The sequence below is a fragment of the Methylobacterium oryzae genome (assembly GCF_036441375.1).
Taxonomy (GTDB): Bacteria; Pseudomonadota; Alphaproteobacteria; order Rhizobiales; family Beijerinckiaceae; genus Methylobacterium; species Methylobacterium oryzae_A.
On record NZ_MLCA01000006.1, the window covers coordinates 486,750 to 506,117 of the forward strand.

The 19,368-nt window shown below is 71.6% G+C and carries 17 protein-coding genes and 1 pseudogene; 8 read left to right on the forward strand and 10 right to left on the reverse strand.

The features are described 5' to 3' along the window. Positions 1 to 176: 176 nt before the first annotated feature. Positions 177 to 830, forward strand: a complete 654-nt coding sequence (locus MOTC310_RS12895; protein WP_331302040.1) for a protein-L-isoaspartate O-methyltransferase family protein — start codon at positions 177 to 179, stop codon at positions 828 to 830. A gap of 36 nt (positions 831 to 866) precedes the next feature. Here MOTC310_RS12895 and MOTC310_RS12900 read toward each other — a convergent pair whose 3' ends face one another. The 3 genes from MOTC310_RS12900 to MOTC310_RS12910 are packed head-to-tail and all read right to left on the reverse strand — an operon-like array spanning position 867 to position 4,079. Next, complete coding sequence (locus MOTC310_RS12900) at positions 867 to 2,333, reverse strand: flavin-containing monooxygenase (RefSeq protein ID WP_331302041.1); 1,467 nt, start codon at positions 2,331 to 2,333, stop codon at positions 867 to 869. Then, the gene (locus tag MOTC310_RS12905; RefSeq protein ID WP_331302042.1) at positions 2,330 to 3,232 is read right to left on the reverse strand and encodes an alpha/beta hydrolase; all 903 of its coding nucleotides are present in this window, start codon (positions 3,230 to 3,232) and stop codon (positions 2,330 to 2,332) included. Before MOTC310_RS12905 ends, MOTC310_RS12900 begins: the two co-directional genes overlap by 4 nt. A 1-nt stretch (position 3,233) precedes the next feature. Further along, the gene (locus tag MOTC310_RS12910; protein WP_331302043.1) at positions 3,234 to 4,079 is read right to left on the reverse strand and encodes an SDR family NAD(P)-dependent oxidoreductase; all 846 of its coding nucleotides are present in this window, start codon (positions 4,077 to 4,079) and stop codon (positions 3,234 to 3,236) included. Positions 4,080 to 4,181: 102 nt separating this feature from the next. Here MOTC310_RS12910 and MOTC310_RS12915 point away from each other — a divergent pair, with 102 nt between their 5' ends. Both MOTC310_RS12915 and MOTC310_RS12920 read left to right on the forward strand, forming a co-directional pair. After that, on the forward strand, positions 4,182 to 4,838 hold the full coding sequence (locus MOTC310_RS12915) for a TetR/AcrR family transcriptional regulator (protein WP_331302044.1): 657 nt from the start codon (positions 4,182 to 4,184) through the stop codon (positions 4,836 to 4,838). A 57-nt stretch (positions 4,839 to 4,895) separates the two neighbouring features. Further along, positions 4,896 to 6,143 (forward strand): NupC/NupG family nucleoside CNT transporter, encoded by a 1,248-nt coding sequence (locus MOTC310_RS12920; RefSeq protein ID WP_331302045.1) that lies wholly within the window; start codon positions 4,896 to 4,898, stop codon positions 6,141 to 6,143. 4 nt (positions 6,144 to 6,147) lie between these two features. On the opposite strand, the gene MOTC310_RS12925 is transcribed toward MOTC310_RS12920, so the two are convergent. The 3 genes from MOTC310_RS12925 to pqqA (MOTC310_RS12935) form a co-directional block, all read right to left on the reverse strand. Then, positions 6,148 to 7,098, reverse strand: coding sequence for a class I SAM-dependent methyltransferase (locus tag MOTC310_RS12925; protein ID WP_331302046.1), 951 nt, complete (start codon positions 7,096 to 7,098; stop codon positions 6,148 to 6,150). A gap of 159 nt (positions 7,099 to 7,257) precedes the next feature. Beyond that, positions 7,258 to 7,347, reverse strand: a complete 90-nt coding sequence (gene pqqA, locus MOTC310_RS12930; RefSeq protein WP_020090597.1) for a pyrroloquinoline quinone precursor peptide PqqA — start codon at positions 7,345 to 7,347, stop codon at positions 7,258 to 7,260. 80 nt (positions 7,348 to 7,427) lie between these two features. Then, the gene (gene pqqA, locus MOTC310_RS12935; protein WP_041372433.1) at positions 7,428 to 7,517 is read right to left on the reverse strand and encodes a pyrroloquinoline quinone precursor peptide PqqA; all 90 of its coding nucleotides are present in this window, start codon (positions 7,515 to 7,517) and stop codon (positions 7,428 to 7,430) included. A gap of 434 nt (positions 7,518 to 7,951) precedes the next feature. Here pqqA (MOTC310_RS12935) and mgtE point away from each other — a divergent pair, with 434 nt between their 5' ends. Continuing rightward, on the forward strand, positions 7,952 to 9,322 hold the full coding sequence (gene mgtE / locus MOTC310_RS12940; protein WP_331293492.1) for a magnesium transporter: 1,371 nt from the start codon (positions 7,952 to 7,954) through the stop codon (positions 9,320 to 9,322). Positions 9,323 to 9,338: 16 nt separating this feature from the next. On the opposite strand, the gene MOTC310_RS12945 is transcribed toward mgtE, so the two are convergent. The 4 genes from MOTC310_RS12945 to paoA form a co-directional block, all read right to left on the reverse strand. After that, positions 9,339 to 10,880 carry an acetate--CoA ligase gene (locus MOTC310_RS12945; RefSeq protein ID WP_331302047.1) on the reverse strand — a complete coding sequence of 514 codons (1,542 nt, stop codon included), beginning with the start codon at positions 10,878 to 10,880 and terminating at the stop codon, positions 9,339 to 9,341. A 206-nt stretch (positions 10,881 to 11,086) separates the two neighbouring features. After that, entirely contained in the window at positions 11,087 to 13,309 is a 2,223-nt protein-coding gene (locus MOTC310_RS12950; RefSeq protein ID WP_331302048.1) for a xanthine dehydrogenase family protein molybdopterin-binding subunit, read from the reverse strand. Between the two features lie 21 nt (positions 13,310 to 13,330). Then, positions 13,331 to 14,305, reverse strand: a complete 975-nt coding sequence (locus tag MOTC310_RS12955) for an FAD binding domain-containing protein (protein ID WP_331302049.1) — start codon at positions 14,303 to 14,305, stop codon at positions 13,331 to 13,333. Positions 14,306 to 14,316: 11 nt separating this feature from the next. Next, positions 14,317 to 14,967, reverse strand: a complete 651-nt coding sequence (paoA, locus tag MOTC310_RS12960) for an aldehyde dehydrogenase iron-sulfur subunit PaoA (RefSeq protein WP_331302050.1) — start codon at positions 14,965 to 14,967, stop codon at positions 14,317 to 14,319. Between the two features lie 307 nt (positions 14,968 to 15,274). Between paoA and MOTC310_RS12965 the strand changes: the two genes are divergently transcribed. From MOTC310_RS12965 to nadC, 4 genes and pseudogenes are all read left to right on the forward strand, one after another. Next, a complete protein-coding gene (locus MOTC310_RS12965; RefSeq protein ID WP_331302051.1) occupies positions 15,275 to 16,099 on the forward strand; it encodes an aldo/keto reductase in 825 nt (274 codons plus the stop codon). A gap of 137 nt (positions 16,100 to 16,236) precedes the next feature. After that, entirely contained in the window at positions 16,237 to 17,253 is a 1,017-nt protein-coding gene (gene nadA, locus MOTC310_RS12970) for a quinolinate synthase NadA (protein WP_331302052.1), read from the forward strand. Next, a pseudogene (locus MOTC310_RS12975) lies at positions 17,250 to 18,442 on the forward strand (FAD-binding protein). Before nadA ends, MOTC310_RS12975 begins: the two are co-directional and overlap by 4 nt. Continuing rightward, positions 18,439 to 19,311 (forward strand): carboxylating nicotinate-nucleotide diphosphorylase, encoded by an 873-nt coding sequence (gene nadC / locus MOTC310_RS12980; protein WP_331302053.1) that lies wholly within the window; start codon positions 18,439 to 18,441, stop codon positions 19,309 to 19,311. The pseudogene MOTC310_RS12975 and the gene nadC overlap by 4 nt, the downstream one beginning before the upstream one ends. The last annotated feature ends 57 nt before the right edge of the window (positions 19,312 to 19,368 follow it).

Genomic DNA, 19,368 nt, shown 5'->3' on the forward strand with positions numbered 1-19,368 from the left:
GCGCTGCCGCGTCCTCCGGAGCCGTCTCGGGCTGTCGCGTCGGCTCACCTTGCGTTTTAAGCGATGATCTCCGAAAACGCCCCCCGTCCGGGAAGCTTAGGCTTGGCCGGGGCTGCCGGCCGTCCGCCGGAGCCCGGCCGACGCGGCGTTCCGATCCGGTTCGAGGACACGTATCGATGATCGATTACGCGCAGGCGCGGCGGATGATGGTCGACTGCCAGTTGCGGACCTTCGACGTGAACGACAACACGGTGCTCGACGCGTTCGACACCGTGCCGCGCGAAGCCTTCGTGCCGAAGGGTCGCGAGCCCTTCGCGTATATCGATCAGACCCTGAACCTCGGCGAGGCCGGCAGCGAGACCCGCTGCATGCCGGCGCCGATGGTTCTCGCCCGGATGGTTCAGGCCCTTCGGGTCCGGCCCGGGATCGCAGCCCTCGACGTCGCCAGCGGCTACGGCTACGCGGCGGCGATCATGGCGCAGCTCGGCGCGCGGGTGACGGCGCTGGAATCGGTGTCCGACCTCGCCGCGGCCGCGCGCGCCCGGCTCGGCGCCTCCGCCCAGGTGATCGAAGGCCCGATCGCGGACGGCGCCCCCAAGCAGGGTCCGTTCGACGTCATCCTGATCAACGGCCGCGTCGAGGTCCGGCCTCAGACGCTGCTGAACCAGCTCAAGGACGACGGCCGCCTGGTCTGCGTGCTCGGTCCGCATCGCAACGCCAAGGTCACCCTCTTCGTGCGCGCCGGCGACGCGTTCGGGGCCCGTCCGCTGTTCGACGCGTCGCTGCCCGGTCTCGAGGCCTTCGCGGCGGAAGCCGGCTTCGCGTTCTGACGCCGCGCGGCGGGGCGCCGCGCGCGGACGCCCCGATCAGCCGAGCCTGTAATCGCCCATCCGGGCGCGGCGGGCGCTCCGGCGGTATGCCATCACCGAGTCGGGCCAGAGGGTGGTGTTGCGCCCGCTCGCGTCGAGGTACCAGCTGCGGCAGCCCCCGGCCTGCCAGATGCTGTCGGCCATGCGGCTGTGGATCCGGTCGAGGAAGCGTGCCTGGGCCTCCGGCCGGACTTCGACGGTCCTCGTCCCGCGGCGCAGGGTCTTCAGACAGTCGAGGACGTGCTGCACCTGGATCTCGATCATCGAGACGACCGAGTTGTGGCCGAGCCCGGTATTGGGCCCGAGCAGCATGAAGTAGTTGGGGAATCCCGCGACCGTGATGCCCTGGTAGGCGCCCATGCCGCCGGCCCAGGCGTCGGTCAGCCGCAGGCCGTCGCGCCCGACGAGGTTCATCCGCGCGAAGGTCGCGGTCACGTCGAAGCCCGTGGCGTAGACGATCACGTCGAGGTCGTGCCGTCGTCCGGCCTTGGTGGTCGCGCCGGTCTCGGTGATCCGGGCAATACCGTCCGTCTCCAGGGTGACGTTCGGGCGCTGGAGCGCGGGGTAGTAGTCGTCGGAGATCAGAACCCGCTTGCAGCCGAGCCTGTAATTCGGCGTCAGCTGAGCCCGCAGAGCCTTGTCGGGGATCGCCTTGGCGAGGTGGCGGCGGGCGAGGGTTTCGGCCTGGCCGGTGAGCTTCGAGACCTTGGTGAAGCCGAGGAGCGCGCGGACCTCGTGCAGCCAGAACAGCCGCGCCCGTTCGAGACGCCGGCTGAGGGGCACGCGGCGGTAGCGGTCCTGGGCCTGCTCCGCGATGGCGTGATCGTTCTTGGGCATGATCCAGGGCGGCGTGCGCTGGAACAGGGTGAGGTGGGACGCGATGGCGGCGAGTTCCGGCACCACCTGGATCGCGCTGGCCCCCGTGCCGATAACGCCGACCCGCTTGCCGGCCAGCGCCGCGGAGTGATCCCAGGCGGCGGTGTGGAAGGCGGGGCCCGCGAAGGCGTCGCGACCCGGGATGTCCGGGTAGGCCGGGTGGTGCAGCCCGCCCATCCCGGAGACGATCGCGCGCGCCGTGATCTTGCCCCGGTCGGTCTCCACGTGCCACACGGCGCGCGCCGCGTCCCAGGCGGCTCCGGTGAAGGTCGTCCCGAGCTGGATCAGGGGCATCAGCCCGTTCCGCTCGGCGGTGTCCTGCAGGTAGGCCAGGATCTCCGGCTGCGGAGCGTACATCCGGCTCCAGTCGGCCTTCGGGGCGAAGGACAGCGAGTAGAGGTGCGAGGGGATATCGCAGGCCGCCCCCGGATAGGTGTTGTCGTGCCACGTGCCGCCGATGCCGTCGGCCTTCTCGATCACCCGCAGCGGGCCGATTCCCGCCTGTCGGCAGCGGATCGCCATCGCGAGCCCCGAGAAGCCGGCGCCGACGATCAGGACGGCCAGGGTCTCGGACGCGGGCTCGGTCATCGCTGGGGGCTCCCGGACGGGGCGTGGGGCGCGTGCGCCTCCAGGAAGGCCGCGGCCTCGTCGAGGGAGGTCCGCGCCTCCGGCAGCATCCCGGCGGCGAATTGCCAGGCGTGGGATACGACGGGGAAGAGCTTGAGTTCGGTCGCGACGCCGGCCGCGCGGGCCCGTTCGGCCATGCGCACCGAATCGTCGCGCAGGACCTCGCGGGCGCCGACGTGGAACAGCAGCGGCGGGAAGCCGGTCGGGTCGCCGTAGAGCGGCGAGATCCGCGGGTCGGCCGGATCGGCGCCGCCCAGATACATCGGCCGGATCGCGGCGAGCGCCTGCGGGTCGAACATGGCGTCGCGCCACGCATTGCTCACCCGCGACCCGTCCTCGGAGATGAAATCCGTGGCGGGGGAGAACAGGGCTGCCGCCCAGGGCATCGGCAGGCCGCGGGCGCGGGCCTCGCCCATCAGCACGAGGGCGAGGTTGCCGCCGGCCGACTCGCCCGCCACGCAGGCGGCGCCCTCGGCGCTGAACGCCCCCCAGACGGCGGTCACGTCGTCGACCGCCGCGGGAAACGGGTGTTCGGGAGCGAGGCGGTAATCGGGCGCGAAGATCGTGAAGCCGCGGTTCGCCAGCGCGCCCGTGACCGGCCGGTGCGTGCGGGGCGAGCAGGCGATGAAGCCGCCGCCGTGGATGTAGAGCATCCGCCGGCCTGGGCCCGCCTTCGGTCGGATCCACTCGCCTCTCACGCCGCCGACGATGCCCGGCTCGTAGGTCACGCCCTTGGGATCCGGGAAGGCCGGAGCTTCGAAGATCCGGCGGAACGCGGCCGCGTCCCGTGCCCGGGACAGGGGCCCGCGAACCCGGCTGCGGACCATGTAGGCCCCGAGATACGCGCGCAGGCTCGCCATCTCAGAGCGTTCCCCCGGACAGGCGCACGATCGCCTTCCAGTACCCGACCGGCATCAATCGCTGGATCAGAGCGGCGTTCTTGGCGTCCTTGCCGATGACGATCCGGGGTGCCCGGGCCTCGACGCCGCGGATGATCGCGGCGGCGGCATCCGCGGGCGCCAGGGTCAGGAGCTTCCCGAACGCCTCCCGGGCCTTCTCGTCCTCCACGGCCGCGCGCTTCGCCGCCTCCGGGTCGCTCGGCGGCCGGCGGCCGCGAGCGTTGCGGGAGATGGCGGTGGCGACGCCGCCCGGATGGACCACCGTCACGCCGAGGCCGGTGCCGGCATACTCGTGCCGCAGGGCCTCCGAGAAACCGCGTACCCCGAACTTGCTGGTGCAGTAGGCGACCTGGCCCGGCGGCGCGATCAGGCCGAACAGGCTCGACAGGTTGACGATCTGCGCCGCCGGCCGGGCACGCAGCATCGGCAGGAAGGCGTGGCACATCCGCACGACGGCGCGCAGGTTGATGTCGAGCAGCCACTCGAAATCCTCGAGATGCGTCTCGTCGAACCGGCCGCCGAGCGCGACGCCGGCATTGTTGATCAGGATATCGAGATGTCCGGACCGCTCGGCGACCCAGTCGGGCAGCGCGCGGATCCCCTCGGCATCCGTGAGGTCCAGGACGCGCGTCTCGACCGTGACGCCGCGGATCTTGGCGGCAACGGCCGCCAGGCCGGTCTCGTCCCGGTCCACGAGGAGGAGGTTGCAGCCCTTCGCGGCGAGACCCTCGGCCAGCGCCGCGCCGATGCCGCTCGCCGCGCCGGTGATCAGGGCCACCGCTCCCGCGAGTTGGAACCGCTGTGCCAAACCGCGCCTCCCCGTGCCGCCGACCTGGATCGGACTGTCCTCGGGGGATAGGCCCGGCCGGCCGGATTGTCTAGGGTGAGCACCCTAGGCGGGGACGGGATCATGTCGCGGGAAGCGGGCCGCAGGATCGAGCGGGGTGCGGAGGTTGGCCCGGTGGCCGAGCCCGCGTCGCCGGATACGCGCACGCGCATCCTCGCCGTCAGCCTCGCGCTGTTCAACACCCGCGGTCTCGGTCACGTCACGACGGCGGAGATCGCGGCCGCGGCAGGGATCCGCGAGGGCAATCTGCAGTACCATTTTCCGCGCAAGCGCGGCCTGGTCGAAGCCCTGTTCGCCGCCTTCGAGACCGAGGCCCTGGCGGTGGCGGGCCGGATGCCCGCCGACCCTGCGGCGCCGGAAGCGCTGCTCGCCTACCAGCGGTCCTGGTTCGACCTGATGTGGCGCTACCGCTGCGTCTATCGCGACGGCATCGCGATGGTGGAGATCGCGCCGGCCCTGCGCCCCCGCGTCCACACCCTCCGGACCGAAACCCAGGCGCTGGCCCGCGGCGTCTTCGAGGCGGCCATGCGCGCGGGCCGGCTGCGCGTAGCCCCGGACGCCCTCGGGCGGCTCATCGACAATGCCTGGATCGTGTCCAGCCACTGGATGAGTCACCGCCTCCAGGGAGGCACGACCCTGACGGAGGTCGATCGGGACTGGGGCTTCGCGCAGGTCCGCGACCTGTTCGCCCCCTATCTCGCGCCCGAAGGCCCTATCTGACGGTCCCTGGCCCGATCCTTCCATGCGCGCCGGCCAAGCTCGGACCCGAAGGACGCGATGCTCGACCGCCTGACCCATGCCGGCCTCAGCCTTCTGGTGCTGCTCGCCGTCGCGCTCCTGTTCTCGACGAACCGGCGGGCGATCAGTCCCCGCGTGGTGCTGACCGGGCTGGCGCTGCAGGTCGGCCTCGGCGCCCTGGTCCTGTTCCTGCCCGCCGGGCAGGCGGCGCTGCGGGCCGCCGCCGACGCGGTCGTGACCGTGCTGTCCTACGGGGACCGCGGCACGGCCTTCCTGTTCGGCGGCCTGGTCGAGCCGAAGATGTTCGAGCTGTTCGGCGGCTCGGGCTTCATCCTGGCGCTGCGGGTCCTGCCGCAGATCCTCTACGTCTCCGCGCTGATCGGCGTGCTCTACCACCTCGGCGTGATGCAGGCGCTCGCCCGGGGGCTCGGCGCGGTGCTCCGGCGGATCCTCGGCACCTCGCCGATCGAGTCCTTCGCGGCGGTGATCACGATCGCCATCGGCCAGAGCGAGATCGCCGTCGCCCTGCGCCCGTTCCTCGCCCTGCTGACCGGGGCCGAGCTGTTCGCCGTCATGTCGAGCGGCGCCGCCTCGACCGCGGGATCGATCCTGGCGGGCTACGCGGCGCTCGGCGTGCCCATGACCTACTTGCTCGCGGCCTCCGTGATGGCGATCCCCGGTGGGCTCGTCTACGCCAAGATCCTGATGCCCTCCACGGAGCCGACCCGGATCGCCACCACCCGTGTGGAGTTCGGCGAGACCCGGGCGGCCAACATCATCGAGGCGGCGGCCGACGGCACCCAGAAGGGGCTCGCGGTGGCGGTCTCGGTGGGCGCCATGCTGATCGCCTTCGTCGGGCTGATCGCCCTGGCGGACGGCCTGTTCGGCCTCCTCGGGGCCTGGCTGGGCTACCCGTCCGCCACGTTCGAGGGCGTGCTCGGCTGGGCGCTCGCCCCGCTGGCGTGGCTCCTGGGCGTGCCCTGGGACCAGGCGACCCTGGTCGGCGGCGCGATCGGCCAGAAGCTCGCCTTCAACGAATTCCTGGCCTACGCCAACCTGTCGCCGGTCCTGAAGGCGGGCACCCTGGAGCCGCGGGCGCAGGCGATCGTCTGCTTCGCCCTGTGCGGTTTCGCCAATTTCGCCTCGATCGCGATCCAGCTCGCGAGCTTCTCCAGCCTCGTCCCGGAGCGGCGCGCCGAGGTCGCCCGGTACGGCCTGCGGGCGATCCTGGCGGGGACGCTGTCGAACCTCACGAGCGCGGCGATCGCGGGGCTGTTCGTGGCGTGACGGATCAGGTGCCCTTGCGCGCCGCGAGCAGCAGCGCGTTCGGGCGGGTCCGCTTCGGCACCGGCAGGACGCGGTCGAGGATCGCTCCGACGCCGTACGCGAAGGCGAGCGCCGCCGCCCAGGACCACGTTCGCCGGAAGAAGCGGTCGCGGCAGCGGACGGGGCTGACCTTGGCCATCCAGTGGATCAGCGAGTCGTGCCGGTCCATGCCGATAGCGTGGACGGCCTCAGGGGTGCAGCCCAGCGTTTCGGCCAGCGCCTCCAGGGCGGCGGGCGTCCACCATGTCAGGTGGTGGGGCGGCGCGTTGATGACGAAGTTCGGGATCGTGGTGTTGGGCGAGGGCCAGAGCGGCGTACCGATCAGGACCACCCCGCCCGGCTTGACGCAGGCGGCGAGCGCCCGGGCGAAACCCAGCGGGTCCGCCACGTGCTCGATCACCTGGAACGCGCAGGCGACGTCGTAGACCGGGCCGACCCGCGCCGCGTGCGCCTCGACGGTCTCGTCGAGGATCGCGCCGGTCGGGTCCTCGGCGGAGAAGTTCGGGTCGAGGCCCGTGTAGACGGCGTCCGGAACGTAGGCGCGGAACCCGCCGTGGCCGCAGCCGACATCGAGCACCCGGGCGCCGGACGGCACGTGCGCGGCGGCCTGGCGGAATTCCAGGCGCTCCGTCCCCGGCCCGGCGAGCTTATCGTGCGCGGCGATCCGGCCGTAGAAGGCCCGGTAGAAGGCCGCGTCGCCGGCCACCGGCGGATCGAAGAAGATCAGCCCGGTCGGGGATTCCCAGAGCCGGAACGTGCCGGCGGGGCGCAGCAGCGGGCCGACATCGACGCCGCCGGAATAGTGCCAGAGCAGAGTCAGGAAGGCGGCGTCCAGGCGCTCGACGCAGCGCAGGGCGGGGGCACCGGTGATCGGGCAAGGGGGTATCGCCTGATCGGCCGCGTGCGCGCTGTCCACCAAACCCGTCCTCGCTCGCTCCGCGTGCCCGGATCTCCGGGGCGCCGTAGCGGCACAGGTTTGGTGCGGCCGGTCAAGCCGAGGCGCGGCTCGCCCCACGCGCAAAGAAAAAGGCGCCGCTTCGGCTGAAGCGGCGCCCGAAAACGTCAGAGCGGCGACTTAGTGGAACGTGTCGATCTCAGCCGACTCGTAGCTGGTGACTTCCATGCCGACGCAGATCTCGGAGACGACGGGAGCGGACCAAGCCATGATTTCCTCCAGGTGAATTGAAGCGATGGATCGAGAGGCCACGAAGTCCGGAGCGACGCGCGCTCCGGACCGCGAGCGACTTAGTGGAACGTGTCGATCTCAGCCGACTCGTAGCTGGTGACTTCCATGCCGACGCAGATCTCGGACACGATCGGGGCGGACCAGGCCATGGCGTTTCTCCTCGCTGTTGGTGCGATCCATATAGGCAATATCTTGGACGCAATACAAGCGAGCACAACACTTATATTTCTCATAGGGAGCTGGGCCGTGAGCCGCGCGGGGCGGCCCCGTGGCCGCGCGGCCACCCGCCGGAGCGCGGTTCGGCGCCGGCCGCGGATGGGCGCTGTTATGGCTTGACGGGCCCTGCGCGCGGGCGCACGACGCACCCGCGCGACGGTGTCCTCGACGGTGTCGCGCTCCCATTCCAGCAGCGACCCGCGAAGCGACGTGCCCGACCGATCGTGCTTGCCGTGCCCGGCCCCGTGCCGTCGTCCCGCCTGAGCCGCTGAGAGGCCTGGCCGCGGGGCGACCGACGCGGCGGCCGGCCACGGCCCTGACCCAGGATGACCGGCGCCGCGTCGCCTCGTAACCACGAGGCGAGGCCATGAACGAGATCGCCCCCTTCGACACGCGCGTCGATCCTTCCGTGCTGGCCGCACGCCTGTCGGACGAACGGGCGCCCGACATCGTCGAGGCCCTGAACGACGAGGCCCCCGAGGTCGCCGCGGCCATCCTGCTCGGCCTGCCGACGGAGCGGGCGATCGAGGTGCTGGACCAGCCGGAACTCGACTGCGCCGCCGACATCATCGAGATGCTGCCGCGGGACCGGGTGGCCGGCTACCTGTCGGGCATGTCGGCCGACCGGGTCACCGACGTGTTCCGCGAGATCGAGGAGCCCGGCCGCTCCGACCTGCGCGCCCGCCTCGACGCCGAGACCCGCGGCGCCGTCGACCGGCTCTCGGCCTACGGCGAGGAGACCGTCGGCTCGCTGATGACCACCGAGTTCGTCACCGTGCCGGGCACCTGGACGGTGGGCCAGACGCTGGAGCACATCCGCCACGTCGAGAAGACCCGCGAGACGATCTACGCGATCTTCGTGCTCGACCCACGCACCCGCGCGCTCACCAAGGCGGTGCCCCTGCGGCGCCTGATCTCGGGGGACCCGAGCGACAACGTGCTCAGCGTCGCGCCGGGGCGCCGGCCGCTCGCGGTCTCGCCGACGGCCAGCCGCGAGGAGGCGGCCCGGCTGATCTCCAAGTACGACCTCCTGGCGCTGCCGGTGGTCGACGCGGTCGGCCACGTGATCGGCATCGTCACCGTCGACGACATGATCGACGCGATGATCGAGAAGCAGACCCAGGACGTGCAGCGCTTCGGCGGCATGGAGGCGCTGCCCGAGCCCTACATGGATATCGGCTTCTTCACGATGATCCGGAAGCGCGCCGGCTGGCTGTGCGCGCTGTTCCTGTCGGAGATGCTCACCGCCTCGGCCATGCAGGGCTTCGAGGGCGAGCTGGAGAAGGCGATCGTCCTGACCCTGTTCATCCCGCTCATCATGAGCTCCGGCGGCAATTCCGGCTCACAGGCGACCTCGCTGCTGATCCGGGCGCTGGCGCTCCACCAGATCCGCCTGCGCGACTGGTGGCGGGTGGCGCTGCGCGAGTTGCCGACCGGGATCTTCCTCGGCGCGATCCTCGGCGTGATCGCGGTGATCCGGATCGTGGCGTGGCAGAAGCTCGGCCTCTACGATTACGGCGAGCACTGGCCGCTGGTCGCCGCCACGGTGGGGGCGGCGCTCGTCGGGATCGTGACCTTCGGATCGCTCGCCGGCTCGATGCTGCCCTTCCTGCTGCAGCGGATCGGCTTCGATCCGGCCACCGCCTCGGCGCCCTTCGTTGCGACGCTGGTCGATGTCACCGGGCTCGTCATCTACTTCTCGGTGGCGCTGCTGATCCTGCGCGGGACGCTGCTGTAGAGGAGGCGCGCAGGCCTCATCCCGAAGCCGTCTCGGCCAGCCGCTTCCTCTGCACCTTGCCGTTCGCCGTGCGTGGCAGGGCGTCGAGGAAGCGGATCTCCCGCGGCCGCTTGTAGGCGGCGAGCCGCTCCGCGCACCACGCGAGCAGGGGCTCCGCGTCGGGCTCGACGTCCGGCTGGAGCACCACGAATCCGCAGATGACCGTGACGTCCGCCCGCACCGGCAATTCGGCCACGCCCACCTCCGCCACGGACGGGTGGGTCGACAGCACCGCCTCCACCTCGTTGGGCGAGACCCGGTAGCCCATCGCCTTCATCAGGTCGTTGTTGCGGCCCTCGAACCAGAGGTAGCCGTCGGCGTCGAACCGGGCGAGGTCGCCGCCGACGAACCAGTCGCCGCGCATCACCTCGGCCTCCTCCTCGGGGCGGTTCCAGTAGCCGAGCATCAGCGCCGGCTCGGTCCTGTGCACGGCGAGGAGCCCGCTCTCGCCGGCCGGGAGCGGCACGGGCTCACCCTCGACGGGCAGGATTGCCACCCGCCGGCCGGGCTGCGGCTTGCCGGGCGAGCCGGGGCGCACCGGGACGGTCGGGCCGCTGGAGATGTAGGTCGAGATCTCGCTCATCCCGAGCGCCTCGTAGAGAGGCTTTCCGGTGGCCTGACTCCAGGCCTCCAGGAGCTCCACCGCGAGGGGTTCGCCGGCCGTGCAGCCGTGGCGCAGGCTCGACAGGTCGTGGGCGCCGAGGTCGCCGTACTTGAGGATCTGGCGGTAGAGCGTCGGGACGGCGGCGAACAGGGTCGCGCCGTGGGCCGCGATCAGGCGCGGCCAGATTCCGGGATCGCGCGGGCCGTTGTAGAGCACCGCGGTCGCGCCCACCGACCAGGGATCGCTCAGCCCGACGCCGAGCGTGTAGGTCCAGTTCATGGTGCCGGCGTGGAGCATCACGTCGGATTCGGTGAGCCCGAGCCAGTGGTCGAGCATCGGGCGGCGCCCGTAGGCGGCGCGGTGCGCGTGCAGCACGCCCTTCGGCCGGCTGGTCGTGCCGGACGTGTAGATCAGCATCGCCGGGTCGTCGGCGGCGGTGTCGGCGTACTCGGCCATGGGCGGACCGGCCTTCAGGGCGGCGACCGCGGAGGCGTCGAGCAGGAGGCGTCCCCCCAGCGCATCGGATGCGACCGTGCAGCCGCTTCCGACGACGACGGCGGCGGCGCCGGAATTCTCCATGAGGAAGGCGGCCTCGCCCTCGGTGAGCTGCGGCGAGGAGGGCAGCGCCACGAGACCCGCCGCCAGGGCGCCGAAATAGACGAGGACGTAGTCAGCCTCGTTGCCCATGCGGATCATCACCCTTTCGCCGGGCCTCAGACCGAGGCCGAGCAGGCCCGCCGCGATGCTGCGCACCGACCGCTCGACCGCGCCGAAGCTGAGGCGCTCGGCGGTGCCGTCGCCGACCATCACCAGGGCGGTCTTGTCGGGGCGCAGGCGCGCGTTCTCGGCGAGGCAGTACCGCGCCGCGTTGAAGCGGGCCGGCGGACGGCGATCATCGTGCTGGCTGTCGGACACCGGACGCTCCCCCCTGCGGGCTTTTCGCCGGGTGTCCCGCCTGGGCGCGCCTGCGTCAACTGGGGCGGCGGCCGCGCGCTGCGGGGCGCGGGTCGGGCGCCGGGACGCGCTCCGCTCCCGCTGCACCGGCGGCTCTGACGGGCGCGGCGTTGCCGGAACCCGCCCCCGGATCGGCGAAGAACCCGCCGCGACGGCGGCGCCGCGCATCACGTCCGCCGCTGCGCCTGCCCCTCCTGCTCCTCGAAGCCCTTGAGCATCTTGTCGAGGGTCATCGGATAGTCGCGGACCCGGATCCCGGTGGCGTTGTAGATCGCGTTGGCGAGCGAGGCGCCGGCGCCGCAGATGCCGAGCTCGCCGAGCCCCTTGCTCTTCAGAGGATTCGCCTTGTCGTCGAGTTCCGGCAGGAACACCGCGTCGATCTCGGGAACGTCGGCGTGGACCGGCACGTGGTACTCGGCCATGTCGTGGTTGACGAAGTAGCTGTAGCGCGGATCGACCACCGCATCCTCCATCAGCGCCGCGCCGACGCCGAAGGTCATGCCGCCGATCGCCTGGCTGCGCGCGGTCTTGGCGTTGAGGATGCGGCCGCCGGTGAAGACGCCGAGCATCCGCCGCAGCCGGATCTCGCCGGTATCGACGTCGACCCCGACCTCGGCGAAGTGCGCCCCGTAGGAGTACTGCGAGAACTTCTGCTTCATCTCGCCGGGCTTGATCTCGCCGGAGGCCTCCAGCCCGGACTTGGCGAGATCGGTGAGGGATTCCGTGCGGTTGCCGGACGTGACCGCGCCGTCGCGGAAGGTGGCGCCGTCCGGGTTGAGGTCGCCGGCCTTGAGCAGGGCCTGCCGGAGGTTGTCGCAGGCGACGTAGAGCGCGGAGCCCGCCGAGCCGGCGCCGAAGGATCCACCCGAGCCGGCCGCGAAGGGGAAATCGGTGTCGCCGATCTCCACCCGCACGCGCTCGGGCGGCAGCCCCAGCATCTCGCCGGCGATCTGCGTGAGGATCGTGTAGGTGCCGGTGCCGGGATCGGTCATCGCCATCCGCACCACCAGCACGCCGTCCGGGCCGAGCCGGACCTTCGCGGCGGACGGCATCAGCGGGTTGAGGCGGGCGGCCGCCGACATGCCCATTCCGACGAGCCAGTTGCCCTCGCGCCGGGAGCCCGCGGCCTGCCGCTTGTCCCAGCCGAACAGGCGCGCCCCCTCGCGCATGCAGGGCACGAGCTTGCGGGTCGAGAACGGGACCTTCTTCTCTGGATCCTCGGCCGGCTCGTTGCGCACCCGCAGCTCGATCGGGTCGACCTTCAGCTGCTCGGCGAGCTCGTCCATGGCGCACTCGAAGGCGAGCTGGCCCACGGCCTCGCCGGGCGCGCGCATCGCCGAGGCGATCGGCATGTTGAGGTTCACCAGCCTGTGGCGCGTCACGCGGTTCTGCGCGGCGTACAGGGAGCGGGTGACGTTGGCCGAGGTCTCGAAGAATCCGTCGCCCTCGGCTGTGTCGGACCACGATTCGTGGCTGATCGCCGAGAGGCGCCCCTCCTTGTCGGCGCCGAGGCGGATCCGCTGGATCGTGTCGGTCCTGTGAGTCGCGACGTGGAATTCCTGCTGACGCGTGAGCGCGACCTTCACGGGGCGCTGGATCAGCTTCGAGGCCAGGATCGCGAGCGTCGCCTCCGGCTGGACCTGCAGCTTCGAGCCGAAGCCGCCGCCGATGTAGGGGCTGACGATCCGCACCTTCTCGGGCGGCAGCTTCAACACCGAGCCGAGGGATTTCTGGCCCCGGTTCGGCATCTGGTTCGACGTGTGCAGCACGACGCCGTCGCCGTCCCAGGCGGCGATGGTGGCGTGCGGCTCCATCTGCGCGTGGATCTGGTTCGGCGTGACGTATTCCACGTCGAGCTTCACCGGCGCGGCCGCGAAGGCCGCGTCGAAATCACCGAGCTTCGTATCCGGCGGCGAGTTGACCGGCTTCGGCTCGTAGGCGGCGGCCAGACTGTCCTTGAGCAGCCCCTTGGGTTGGGCCGCGTCGTACCGGACCTTGACCAGCAGGGCGGCCGCGCGGGCCTGCTCGAAGGTCTCGGCGACCACGAAGGCGACGGGCTGCCCGTAGAACCGGACCTCGGTTCCCTGGAGCTGCGGCCAGACCTGCTCCTTCTTCTCGCCCTGCTCGGGCACGTTCTCATGGGTCAGGACCAGGATCGTGCCCGGCGCCTTGCGGGCGGCCTCCGCGTCGATTGAGCGGATCGTGCCTGAGGCGATCGTCGCCGGCACGATGAAGCCGTAGGCGGGGTTCTCGAGCGCCCGCGTCTCGTAGGCATAGGGCGCGTGGCCCGTGACCTTGAGCTTGCCCTCGACCCGGTTCAGCGGCTTGCCGACGAGCCCGTCGGGCCGATCGTCGAGGGGCGTCCGGCCGATCGGCTGGTTCATCTCCATGGGAACGGTCCTTGCCGGGATTTAAGCGCGGGTCGCCTGGGCCACGACGGCCCGGAGGGTCCGGCGCGTCAGCGGGATCTTGAAGTCGTTGCTGCCGTAGCCGCGGGCGCCCTTGAGAACCGCGTCGGCGGCGGCGTCGGCCGATCCGGTCTGGACCAGGGCCGTCTCGGCCTCGGCGACCCGCCAGGGCTTGTGCGCCAGCCCGCCGAAGGCGAGGCGCGCGGCTGTCGGCTTCCTGCCCTCCGCGCCGGCGATCACGGCGGCTACCGACACGGTCGCGAAGGCGTAGGAGGCGCGATCGCGGACCTTCCGGTAGATGTGCGTGCCGGCCACCGGCTTCGGCAGCGTCACGGCGGTGATGATCTCGCCCATGCGCAGGTCGGTCTCGATCTGCGGTGTGTCGCCCGGCAGCTTGTGGAAGTCGGCAATCGGGATGCTGCGCGCCTTTCCGTCCGGGTTCATCGTCTCGACGGTGGCGTCGAGGGCCCGCATGGCGACGTTCATGTCGGACGGGTTGGTGGCGATGCAGGCCTCGCTCGCGCCGACCACCGCCATGATGCGGTTGAACCCCCCGATTGCCGAGCAGCCGGAGCCGGGCGCGCGCTTATTGCAGGGCATGGCCGTGTCGTAGAAGTAGTAGCACCGCGTCCGCTGGAGGAGGTTGCCGGCGGTGGTCGCCTTGTTGCGCAGCTGCCCCGACGCACCGGCCAGCAGCGCCTTGGCCAGCACGGCGTAGTCCTTTCGGACCCGCGGGTCGGCCGCGAGGTCGGCGTTCCGCACCAGGGCGCCGATGCGCAGACCGCCTTCCGGCGTGGCCTCGACCTTGTCGAGGGGCAGCCGATTGACGTCGATCAGCGTCGCCGGGGTCTCGATCTGGAGCTTCATCAGGTCGAGGAGGTTGGTGCCGCCGGCGATGAACTTGGCGTTCGGCCGCTCGGCCGCGAGCTTCGCGGCGTCCTGAACCGTGGCCGGACGCTCGTACGTGAAAGCCTTCATGTCCGCCCCCTTCAGAGGTTGCTGGCGGCGGTGTCGCGGATCGCCGCGACGATGTTGGGGTAGGCGCTGCAGCGGCAGATGTTGCCGCTCATCCGCTCGCGGATCTCGGCGTCGCTGAGCGTCGGGGTCGCGGCGATGTCCTCGGTGACGTGGCTCGGCCAGCCGGCCTTGGCCTCGCTCAGCATGCCGACCGACGAGCAGATCTGGCCCGGCGTGCAGTAGCCGCACTGGAAGCCGTCATGCTCCAGGAAGGCCGCCTGCATCGGGTGAAGCTGGTCGCCGTCGGCGAGCCCCTCGATCGTGGTGACCTGATCGCCCTCGTGCATCGCCGCGAGCGTCAGGCAGGAATTGATCCGCCTTCCGTCCACCAGCACCGTGCAGGCGCCGCACTGGCCGTGGTCGCAGCCCTTCTTGGTACCGGTGAGCGCCAGATGCTCGCGCAGGGCGTCGAGCAGCGTCGTGCGGGTGTCGAGGACGAGATCCCGCGGCTGGCCGTTGATCGTGAGCCGCACCGGCATGGTCTGCGGGGCCGGGTCGCCCGGGGCCGCCGCCGCGGGCGCAGGCCGGAAGCCCAGGGCGCCGAGCGCCCCGGCCGCGGCGCAGCCCTCCACCACGGCCCGCCGCGTCAAGGCGAACGGCTTCTTCGGAGTCGCGTCTGTCATGCTGCTATCCCGCCCATGCGCGACGCATCACGGCGCGACGCAGTCTGGAATCCAGTGTGCCAACGCCGAGCTCGAGGGATTAGATCCGGTCCAGACTGCGCCCGTTCACCGCGGCTTCGCGGCTGCGCGTGCTGGCCTCCTGCAGTTCGTCATCGCGAGCGACGCGAAGCGATCCAGGGCAGCGCGACATCGGTGACCGTGGCCCCGCTGGATTGCTTCGCGGTGCTCGCAAAGACGGCGGCGCCTTGGAACGCGTCCCGCTGCGAGCGTTTGGGTTGATCGGACAACGACACCGGAGGCTCGCCCCATGGCCGTTCCGACCCTGCCGCTCAATGACGGGCGCCGCATTCCCCAGATCGGCTACGGCTGCTGGCAGCTCTCGGACGAGCAGGCGCCGGACTTGGTCGGCCGGGCGCTCCAGGCGGGCTATCGCCTGATCGACACCGCTTCCGTCTACGGCAACGAGGCCGGCGTCGGCCGGGGCATTCGCGACGCGCAGGTGCCCCGGGACGCGATCTTCCTCACCACGAAGCTCTGGAACGACCGTCAGGGCCGCGACGAGACGCGGCGGGCCTTCGACGAGAGCCTGCAGCGCCTCGGCCTCCCCTATGTCGACCTCTACCTGATCCACTGGCCGTGCCCGCAGCGGCGCCTGTTCGTCGAGACCTGGAAGACGCTGATCCAGCTGCGCGAGGAGGGGCGGGCGAAGTCGATCGGCGTCTCGAACTTCACGCCCGAGCACATCGCCACCCTCGTCGGCGAGACCGGGGTGGCGCCCGCGGTGAACCAGATCGAGCAGCACCCGCGCTTCCAGCGCAAGGCGCCGCGGGCCGACGATTCCCGTCACGGCATCGTGACCGAATCCTGGAGTCCCCTGGGACAGGGCAAGGAGCTGAATGACCCGGTGATCGGTGCGATCGCGAAGGCGCACGGGAAGAGCCCCGCCCAGGTGGTGCTGCGCTGGCAGGTGCAGATCGGCTGCGTGGCCATCCCGAAGACCGCCCGGCCCGAGCGCATCCTCGAGAACATCGCGCTGTTCGATTTCGAACTCGGCGCCGACGAGATGGAGAGGATCGCCGCGCTCGACCGGCCCGACGGCCGGATCGGGCCGGACCCCGCCACCTTCTGCTGACCGATCGGCCTTCGGCGGCGCAGCGTAACATCGCGCCGCAAAAGATTTATGCTCACAGCTAGCATATCTGGACAGGCGCGTCCGGCCCACATAAGTTAGACGGCACAATGCTCAAACTGAGCATAATGGAGGACGCCATGGCGGCGACCGTTGCAACCGTCTCCCGCACGCCCATCCCGGGCCTGCCGCTTCCCGATCTCTACGCCCGTGTCAGCCGGCACGTTCCCGCGATCGAGTGGCCGGCGCTGGCGCCGGACATCGAGGCGATCCTGCGCCTGAAGCGCGAGCGCAACGCCGTGATCCTGGCGCACAATTACCAGGCGCCGGAGATCTTCCACACGGTGGCCGACATCGTCGGCGACAGCCTCGCGCTCGCCCGCGAGGCGGTGACGGTCGACGCCGACGTGATCGTGCTGGCGGGCGTCCACTTCATGGCCGAGACCGCCAAGCTCCTGAACCCGAGCAAGACCGTGCTGATTCCCGACATGGGGGCGGGCTGCTCGCTGGCCGATTCGATCACCGCCGCGGATGTGCGCGGCCTGCGCGCCAAGTACCCGGGCGTGCCGATCGTCACCTACGTGAACACCTCGGCGGCCGTGAAGGCCGAGTCGGACCTGTGCTGCACCTCTGGCAACGCTGTCGCGGTGGTGAAGTCGCTGAACGCGCCCCGCGTGCTGATGATCCCGGACGAGTTCCTGGCGCAGAACGTCCAGGCCGAGGTCCCCGAGGTCGAGATCCTGACCTGGGCCGGCCACTGCGAGGTGCACGAGCGCTTCACGCCAGCGGACATCCGCGACGTCCGCGACAGCTATCCCGGTGTCACCGTCATCGCGCACCCGGAATGCCCGCCGGACGTGGTGGCCGAATCCGACTTCTCCGGCTCCACCGCGATGATGATGGATTTCGTCGTCGAGAAGCGGCCGAAGCAGGTGGTGCTCGTCACCGAGTGCTCCATGGCCGACAACATCGCGGCGCAGAACCCGGACATCGAATTCATCAAGCCCTGCAACATGTGCCCGCACATGAAGCGGATGAGCCTGCGCAACATCCGGCGCTCGCTCGAGACGATGACCCACGAGGTCACGGTCGACCCGGCGCTGGCCGACCGGGCCCGGGCCGCGGTCGAGCGCATGCTCCAGGTGCGCACGCGATGAACGCCGTCTCCCCCAGACTCGCCGACCGCGTCGTCGTGGTCGGCGGCGGCGTCGCGGGCCTCAGCGTCGCGCTGCGCCTCGCGCCCCGCCCGGTGACGCTGGTCACCGCGTCACCCCTCGGCCTCGGCACGGCCACCGGCTGGGCGCAGGGCGGCATCGCCGCGGCGGTCNCGTGGCCGGCATCGTCGCCGAGCGCGACGGCGCCCTGTTCCGCATCCCGGCCCGCGCCGTCGTGCTCGCCACCGGCGGCGTCGGCGCCCTCTACGCGGCGACGACGAATCCGCCGGGCGCGGTCGGACGCGGCCTGGCGCTCGCCGCCCGGGCCGGGGCGGTGATGCGCGACATGGAGTTCGTGCAGTTCCACCCGACCGCCATCGCGGCCGGCGCCGACCCGATGCCGCTCGCGACCGAGGCCCTGCGCGGGGAGGGCGCCCGCCTCATCGACGAGACCGGCGCCCCGGTGATGGCCGGCATCGCGGGCGGGGATCTCGCGCCGCGCGACGTCGTCGCCCGCGGCATCTTCCAGGCGCTGCAGCGGGGCCGCACGGTCTATCTCGACGCCCGGGGCGCCCTCGGCGCCGCGATGCCGACGCGCTTCCCGACGGTGGCGGGGCTCTGCGCCGCCGCGGGCATCGACCCGGCCGTTCAGCCGATCCCGGTCCGCCCGGCGGCCCACTACCACATGGGCGGCGTGAAAGTGGACGCGCACGGCGCCACCTCGGTGCCGGGTCTCTACGCCTGCGGCGAGGTCTCCTCCACGGGCCTGCACGGCGCCAACCGGCTCGCCAGCAACTCGCTGCTGGAGGGGCTCGCCTATGCGCGCTTCATCGCCGACGGGCTCGACGCGCCGGCGCCGGCGGCCATCGTGCCGCAGGCCGTGACCGCCCGCGGCTCCGGCGACCTGCCGGCGATTCGCACCCTGATGGAGCGCCAGGTCGGGGTCGTGCGCGACGCCGCCGGTCTCGCGGCGGCGGTAACCGCGCTGGCGCCCGAGGCGGAGTCCTGCGACGCGGCCCTGGTGGCGCTGATGATCGCCCGCGGCGCACTGGAGCGCCGGGAGAGCCGCGGCGCTCATTGGCGGAGCGATCATCCGCATCTCGCGGCCGCGACCCACACCGAGACCTCGCTGGCCGAACTCCGGGCGGCGCAGAGCGGCCGGGTGGCCGCCGAGGAGGTTCTGACGCCATGACCCAATCAGTCCTCTCCGAGGAGATCCTGCCCCTGCCGCGGCTCCTGGTCGAGCCGGTGGTCCGCTCCGCCCTGCTGGAGGATCTCGGCCGGGCGGGCGACATCACCACCGACGCCATCGTGCCTCCGGGCGAGCGGATGCGCGGCGTGATCGCCTCCCGCCAGGACGGCGTGATCTCCGGCACCGACGCGGCCGCCATCGCGTTCGCGCTGATCGATCCGGCGGTGAGCGTCACCGTCGAGCGCGGCGACGGCGCCCGGGTGGCGCCGGGCGACGTGGTGCTGCGGCTCGAAGGTCCGGCGCGGGCGATCCTCACCGCCGAGCGCGTCGCCCTGAACCTGCTCTGCCGGATGTCGGGCGTCGCCACCGCGACCCACGGGCTCGTCGCGGCGGCCCGCCCGCACGGCAAGGCATCGATCGTCTGCACGCGCAAGACCACGCCGGGCCTGCGCGCGCTCGAGAAGCACGCGGTCCGGGCCGGCGGCGGCTCGAACCACCGCTTCGGCCTCGACGACGCGGTGCTCATTAAGGACAACCACGTGGCGGTGGCCGGCGGCATCGTGCCGGCGATCGAGCGCGCGCGGTCCCGGGCCGGTCACCTCGTGAAAATCGAGTGCGAGGTCGACAGCCTGGAGCAGCTGGAGGAGGCCCTGTCGGTCGGAGTCGACGCGGTGCTCCTCGACAATATGGGGCCGGATCAGCTGACCCGCGCCGTGGCGATGATCGACGGCCGCGCCCTGTCCGAGGCGTCGGGCCGGATCACCCGCGAGACGGTGGGGGCCGTCGCCGCCTCGGGGGTCGACCTGATCTCCTGCGGCTGGATCACCCACTCGGCGGCGATCATCGACCTCGGGCTCGACGCCGCCTGACCGGCGGGTCCCGTTCGCCACCGGTGCAGCGGGGCCGTCGCGGTGGTTCGATTGTCA